This is a genomic window from Frateuria sp. (assembly GCF_013362045.1).
In the GTDB taxonomy this organism is placed as follows: Bacteria; Pseudomonadota; Gammaproteobacteria; order Xanthomonadales; family Rhodanobacteraceae; genus Frateuria_A.
The window spans coordinates 1-4,650 of the sequence record NZ_JABFWW010000177.1; the positions used below are offsets into that span (position 1 = coordinate 1).

At 72.8% G+C, this 4,650-nt stretch carries 2 protein-coding genes; both read right to left on the minus strand.

What is annotated here, in order from left to right:
* The coding region (locus HOQ08_RS08250) for an amino acid adenylation domain-containing protein (protein WP_291193180.1) at positions 1 to 3,671 on the minus strand (3,671 nt) is incomplete at its 3' end.
* Positions 3,672 to 3,682: 11 nt separating this feature from the next.
* The gene (locus tag HOQ08_RS08255; RefSeq protein WP_291193182.1) at positions 3,683 to 4,600 is read right to left on the minus strand and encodes a cupin-like domain-containing protein; all 918 of its coding nucleotides are present in this window, start codon (positions 4,598 to 4,600) and stop codon (positions 3,683 to 3,685) included.
* Positions 4,601 to 4,650: the final 50 nt, after the last annotated feature.

Below are 4,650 nucleotides of genomic sequence, written 5' to 3' on the forward strand. Positions count from 1 at the left end.
AGCACCACGTGCGCATTGGTGCCACCCACGCCGAACGCGCTCACGCCCGCGCGGCGCGGGGTGTCGCCACGCGGCCAGCCGCACGGGCGATCGTTGACGCGGAATGGCGACGCGGCCAGGTCGAAGGCCGGGTTGGGCGCGCGGTAGTGCAACGTCGGCGGCAGCGTTTCCTCGGCCAGCGCCAGCGCCGTCTTGATCACGCCGGCCACGCCCGCGGCGGTGACCAGATGGCCGACGTTGCTCTTGAGCGAGCCGATGCGGCAGAAGCCCACCTCCGGCGTGCCCCGGCGGAATGCGCGGACCAGGCCTTCCAGTTCGATCGGGTCGCCGATCGGCGTGGCGGTGCCGTGCGCCTCCACGTAGCCGATGCTGCGTGCCTCGACGCCTGCGCGCGCCTGCGCCTGCGCGATCACTGCCGCCTGCCCCGCGCTGCTGGGCGCCATGAAGCTGGCCTTGGCACCGCCATCGTTGTTGACCGCCCCGCCGCGGATCAGCGCGACCACCGGGTCGCCGTCGGCCAGCGCATCGGACAGCCGCCTGAGCAGCACCACGCCGGCGCCGTCGCTGAACACCGTGCCGCCCGCCTGCGCATCGAAGCTGCGCGTATGGCCGTCGGGCGAGAGCATGGTGCCCTCCTGCCCGAGATAGCCGCTCTTCGGGGGACAGGCGATCGCCACGCCGCCGGCCAGCGCCATGCCGCAGCGGCCGCCACGCAGCGCCTCGACCGCCTCGCAGATGGCCACCAGCGAGGTCGAGCACGCCGTGTTGAGGCTGAGCGCCGGCCCGGTGAGGTTGAGGCGGTGCGCCACGCGGGTGGCGAGGTAGTCCTTCTCGTTCGCCAGCATCACCTGGAAGGCGCCGAGCGCGGCGATGAGTTCGGGCCGTGCGCTGAGGTGGCGCTGGAAGTAGGTGGCGTTGTGCATGCCGGCGAACACGCCCACCGGCACCGCGCAGGCATCGGGCACGTGGCCGGCGCGCTCCAGGCACTCCCAGCACAGTTCGAGGAACAACCGCTGCTGCGGGTCCATCAGTTCCGCCTCGCGCGGCGCAATGCCGAAGAACGCGGCGTCGAACAGTTCCACGCCCTCGATCACGCCGCGCGCGCGCACGTAGGCCGGATCGGTGCGTTCGGCCGCAGGGATGGAAGGATCGAGCGCGGCCTCGTCGAAGAAGGTGATCGACTCGCGCCCGGCGCAGAGGTTGTCCCAGAACGCTTCCACGCTGTCTGCGCCGGGAAAGCGCCCGGCCATGGCAAGGATCGCGATGGGCTCGTCCGCCGCAGCATCGCGCGCGGGCATCGCCGGCTCGTGCGGCGCGGCCTCTCCCTGCAGCGCATGCGCCACCCCTGCGGGCGTGGGCGCGTCGAAGAACGCCGCCGGCACGGGCGCCGAACCGCAGCGCGCGCGGATGCGCGCGAGCAGCTGCAGCGCCAGCAGCGAACTGCCGCCCAGTTCGAAGAAGTGGTCGTGCCGCCCCACTTCGTCCAGGTCCAGCAGTTCGGCAAAGAGCCCGCACAGCGTGCCTTCGAGCGCACCGTGTGGCGGCACGCAGGGTTGCGCCAGCCCGGGCCGGCGGCGATCCGGCGCGGGCAGCGCGCGACGATCGAGCTTGCCGTTGCGGGTGACCGGCAGCGCATCGAGCATCAGGTAACGCGTCGGCACCATGTAGTCGGGCAGGCGACGGGCCAGCTGCGTGCGCAGCGATGCCGCCGTGACCGCGCCGCCCGCGGGCACGCAGTAGGCGACCAGGCGCTTCTGCCCCGGCCGGTCTTCGCGCACCAGCACGGCGGCGGCGCGTACGCCGGGAAGCCGTTGCAGCGCCGTCTCGATTTCGCCCGGCTCGATGCGGTGGCCATGGATCTTCACCTGGCCGTCCAGCCGCCCAAGGAACTCGAGCACGCCCTCGGGCCGCCAGCGCACCAGATCGCCGGTGCGGTAGCGTCGTTCGCCGCTCTGCGGATCGGTGACGAAGCGCTCGGCGCTCAGCTGCGGCTGCCCGAGGTAACCGCGGGCGAGTCCGGCGCCGCCGACGTGCAATTCGCCGGCGACACCCACCGGCAACGGCTCGCCGCGCGCATTGAGCACGTGCAGGGTGGTATCGGCGATGGGACGGCCGATCGGGATCGAGCGCGCGTCCGGCGGCAGGTCGCGCGGGATCGTCCAGGTCGCCGCGAAGGTGGTGCATTCGGTGGGCCCGTAGCCGTTGATGATCGCCGTGCCCGGCAACGCCGCCAACGCATCGCGCACGTGCGGCACCGACAGCGCCTCGCCGCCGATCAGCAGCTGCCCGAGGCCCGCCAGGTGGCGCGGGTCCTCGTCCACCACGGCGTTGAACAATGCCGCGGTCAACCAGGCGATATGCACCCGGTGGCGCGCGATGGTCGCGGCCAGGCCGCGTGGACTGGGCACGCGCTCGCCGTGGATCACGCAGGTGCCGCCGTTGAGCAGCGCCGCCCAGATCTCGAAGGTCGCGGCGTCGAAACCCAGCGGCGCGGCATGCAGCACGCACGGTGCATCGCCCAGCTCGACGTAGCGCGCGCCGCGCACCAGCCGGATGATGCCGCGATGCGGGACTTCCACACCCTTGGGGATACCGGTCGAACCGGAGGTGTACATCACGTAGGCCAGCGCCTCGCCATCCTGCGTGGCATGGCCGGACGCGGCGGCGTGGCCGGCAAGTTGCGCCAGCGGCAACAGCGGCACGCGCAGGCCTGGCAGCCGGAAGGCGGCGCCGGCGGTGATCGCCAGCGTTGCCCGCGCATCCTCGATGAGCTGGCGCAGCCGCTCGGACGGCTCGTGCGGATCCAGTGGCAGGTAGGCGGCACCGGCCTTGAGGATGCCCAACATCGCGGCGATGGCGTCCGGCGAGCGCTCCAGCAGCAGCGCGATCACGCTGCCGGGCTCGACGCCGGCAGCGACGAGGCCGGCAGCGATGTTTTCCGCGCGGCGATCCAGCTCGGCGTAGCTCCATTGGCCATCGGCCCAGGCCAGCGCGACGGCATCGGCACGCTCGCGCGCCATCTCGGCGAACAGGCCGTGCACGGTATCGCTCGGATCGCGCGGCACCGCGGTCGCGTTCCAGCACTCGTGGATCAGGCGCTGCTCGTCCGGGTCGGCCACGGCCACGTCTTCCAGATGCCGCGCCTCCGCGAGCGCGTGCAGCACCCGCCGCATGCCGGCGCCGAGCAGGGCCACCGCGGCCGGATCGAACATGCTGGCGTCGTAGCGCATGCGCAGTACCGGCTGGGAGCCGGCCTCGATGGACCACGCCAGCGGAACGGGCGGTGCCGCGGCGCCATGCCACCAGGCGCCGATCGCACTCGCCGTGCCGGCTTCGCCGGTCGTGGCGCCATTGCGCAGCCAGTCGTCGATGGCGCCATGCGCGGGCACGGCATGGATGCGGACGGCGGGCGCCGAATCCTCGATGCCGGCTGCCAGCGCGACTTCGGGCTGGCCGGTGAGGCGGGCTTCGAGCAGGGCGAGCGCGGCATCGCGAAGGACAGCTGTGGGACAGCCGGCGCGTGCGGCACGCCGGTCGAGCGCGGCAGGCAACGCCGGATCGAGCGGCACGGCATGCTGGCCGGTGGCCGCTCCGCCCTCGCGCCGCGCCGCGCGCGGCAGCACGTCCAGCAGGGTCAGGCCCGGAGGGGGCGAGGTCGCGGCATGCGGCACGGGGGGCGGCCTCACTGCATGCCCGCGTAGGCGTACGGCGCGCTGTCCGCGCGCGGCTGCGGGCTTGCGCCCGCTTTCCAGCGGCGCAGCTGCGCGGCGGTGCGGAAGGCGGCCAGCAGGCAGGTGTCGAGCAGGGCGTTCTCGCCGACCGGCGGCGGCTCGATGCCGTGGTTGCGCAGGCGTTCGTGCGCCCGGTGCAGCAGGCTGTTCCGGCGCGTGGCGGCGGTGTAGTAGGTGAAGCTCACGGTCAGCGAGGGCTCGTCGCCGTTCTCGACCATGTGCGGACTGGTGGAAGGCATGTACGCCCCCTGCCCCGGCTCGAGCCGGAACACTCGCGCCCGCGCCCGCAGCGCCTCGTCCCAGCGCAGCAGATCGCGACTGTGGGTGGCGTGGAAGCGATCGCGGGCGCGCTCGCTGGCCGCCTGGGTATCGCGCGATTCCCACACGTACAGCGTCTTGTGGCCGCGCACCTGCAGGATGAAGTTGTGTTCCTTGTCGAAGTGGAACGGCGTGACCGCGCGCGGCGAAGTGGCGAAGATCCAGCCGCCGCGATAGCACATGCCCGGATCGCGCTGCGCGATGCCTGGCGCGAGGCCATCGAGCACCTCGTCGACCAATGTGCGGTAGAGCGGATCGGCCTGCACGTTCAGCAGCGACATCCACGCCCTGGCCTCGGCGATGCGCGCAAGGGTCTGGGCTGCGCCGGCACGGTTGGGATGCAGTCGCGGCGCGGCGTTGAACGGCGTGGCGGCAGTGGCTTCGTCGCTGTGGGTGCGCACGCTGCCGCGCTGCTCCAGCCGCCGGCCCAGCTCGACCAGCGCATCGCTTTGCAGCAGCGGATGGTCCACCAGCCGGTGGCGCACGGGCACGATCGACCACGGGTCGAACGCGTCCCAGTCGAGCTGCACCAACTCGTGGCGCGTACTCATGCTGCCCTCCCCATGACGACCGCCGCGGATGACCATGCACATGCCGCGGA

Excerpts from the sequence above, each read along its gene's own strand:
- HOQ08_RS08255 (WP_291193182.1), bottom strand. The coding sequence starts at position 4,600 with ATGAGTACGCGCCACGAGTTGGTGCAGCTCGACTGGGACGCGTTCGAC.